Genomic DNA, 2,216 nt, shown 5'->3' with positions numbered 1-2,216 from the left:
CTTTTTTCCGCTGCGACGCCAGCGCATCGGGCTGCCAACGGTTTGCAATTCTGACCGCTGGTTTCCAATTCGCGTTGTGTTCCTGATCCAGGCTGCCGGACCTCGGAGGCCATTCGAATTTGAGCTGAGAACTTTAACATCCCGCCGTCAAAGCAGCAGGCGGCTAATCGTCTATCGCTAAGGTGACAATCTATAAAAATAGGATATAGCGGTGAGCCCAAGGGGGGTGGGGCTATGTTCAAAGACCAAGTCTTTATTCGTATATGCCATGTGAAAACCGGCTATGAAGACCGGGAGCGGCACATTGTTGCGGAATTTGGCAGTCGCGGCGTACCGGTAAACTGGTATCTGGATCATGACATTGCCGACCTTCTCGATGAGGAGCAGCGTTCAGGGAGGGCCGCGGAGGTGTCGCTGTCGCGTAAGCATATCGGGATATGGCATGACTTCCTGAAAACCGATCTGCCGTATTGCCTGGTCTTCGAAGATGATGTGTTTCTTGCTCGCAACTTCGTCACACGCTTGGCCGACTGCCTCAAGGAAATCGGAACGGACCGGAAGGCAGTCGTATACCTTGGAAATGGCGGAAATTACTACACGCCGCGATCCACGCTGAGGAAGGGGCAGTTCCTGTATCCCGGGAAGCACTCCAGATGCACGGATTCCTATATCCTCACGCGGTCGGCCGCCGAGGCTCGATGCCAGTGGTTCAGCGCCAGCAAACTGGTCCGGCCGATCGACTGGGAAGTCAATGATAGCGACCGAGAGACCGGGACAGAAATTCTGTGGTTCGAAAGGCCGATCGTCGAACAAGGCACCCACAACGGCCGCTTTGCTACATCGATCTCACCGAAGCGGCAAAGGCCACTCTGGTACAAGCGCTCAGAGTGGGCCTTTAAGAAGTACCGCCGAAAGGTATTTGGTCACACCGCTGGCTAGAGCAATTCCAGGAAAAGTGTGTAACGGTTTTCCGTCAGGAATTGCGTAAAAACAAATACTTAGAGCGGTTCAGCGATTCCGTGAAACGCTGAGCCGCGCTAAGAGTTCCAGGAAAACCGGAGCCGATTGCGAAGGAACTCTATTCAACAACGGCCTAGATCAGATCATGCGGCCCGCGTGCTAAGCTGGTTCTTCAACCGGCTTGCCGCTTGTCAGTTCTCCGATACACCCGCCTCGGCGAAGCTCGCCATCCTGGCATGGCATTCCAGCGCCGAGCGGACGATGTTGACCGCAAGGCAGGCGCCGGAGCCTTCGCCGAGCCGCATGCCGAGGTCGAGCAGCGGCGGCAGGCCGAGCGCTTCGAGCAGGCGGCGGTGGCCCGATTCGGCCGAGACATGAGCGGCGATGGTGTGGGCAAGCCCGGTCGGATGCAGCCTTGCCAACGGTGCAACGGCGGCGGTGCAGACGAAGCCGTCGAGCAGCACCGGGATATTGTTGCGGCGGGCGGCGAGCGTTGCGCCGAAAATCGCTGCAAGCTCGCGTCCGCCGAGTGCCGCGGCAATCTTCAATGGATCGGAGAGCGAATCGGCATGGCGCTTGAGGCCGGCCTCGATCGCGGTGAGCTTGCGGATCAGGCCTGCGTCGTCGACGCCGGTACCGCGGCCGGTCCATTTTTCCGCGCCGCCGCCGAAGAGGGCGGCCGAGATCGCGGCGGCCGGCGTGGTGTTGCCGATGCCCATCTCGCCGAAGCAGACGAGATCGAGGTCCTTGGTCACGGCGTCATAGCCGACCGAGACGGCGGCGAGGAAGGCCTGCTCGTCCATGGCCGGCACCTGCGTGAAATCGCCGGTCGGATGGTCGAGATCGAGCGGGATGACATCGAGCTTGGCGCCGGCAACACGGGCGAGCTGGTTGATGGCAGCACCCCCGCCGGCGAAGTTCGCCACCATCTGTACCGTGACTTCCGACGGATAGGCCGACACGCCCTGCGCGGTGACGCCGTGGTTGCCGGCAAAGACGAAGACCTTCACTGCGTCGAGCTTCGGCATTTCGCGGCCTTGCCAGCGGGCCAGCCAGGCGGCGATCGATTCCAGCCGGCCGAGGCTGCCTTGCGGCTTGGTCAGAGTGTCCTGCCGTCGGGCGACGGCACCAGCGGCGGCGTCGCTGCCGGCGGGCAGATCGAGGCAGGCGGCGCGAAGGTCTTCGAGCGATTTGAACGACATGGGGGCAATGTCTCCAGTTGAGAGTCAGAGGGATAGGGAAAATGAGGCAACGAG

Annotated in this window: 2 protein-coding genes; one reads left to right on the top strand and one right to left on the bottom strand. The window is 60.7% G+C overall.

Annotated features, from left to right (window positions below; translation table 11 throughout):
- The first annotated feature begins 234 nt into the window (after positions 1-234).
- Positions 235-939: a glycosyltransferase family 25 protein gene (locus EOA29_RS33825; protein WP_126093186.1), complete on the top strand. Its 705-nt coding sequence runs from the start codon at positions 235-237 to the stop codon at positions 937-939.
- 212 nt (positions 940-1,151) lie between these two features.
- On the opposite strand, the gene cobT is transcribed toward EOA29_RS33825, so the two are convergent.
- Positions 1,152-2,162 carry a nicotinate-nucleotide--dimethylbenzimidazole phosphoribosyltransferase gene (gene cobT, locus EOA29_RS33820; RefSeq protein WP_127222227.1) on the bottom strand — a complete coding sequence of 337 codons (1,011 nt, stop codon included), beginning with the start codon at positions 2,160-2,162 and terminating at the stop codon, positions 1,152-1,154.
- Positions 2,163-2,216: the final 54 nt, after the last annotated feature.

It is taken from the genome of Mesorhizobium sp. M1E.F.Ca.ET.063.01.1.1 (assembly GCF_003998155.1).
Classification (GTDB): domain Bacteria; phylum Pseudomonadota; class Alphaproteobacteria; order Rhizobiales; family Rhizobiaceae; genus Mesorhizobium.
Note: the sequence above shows the minus strand (reverse complement) of the source record. Positions and strands in the feature narration are given on the sequence as shown.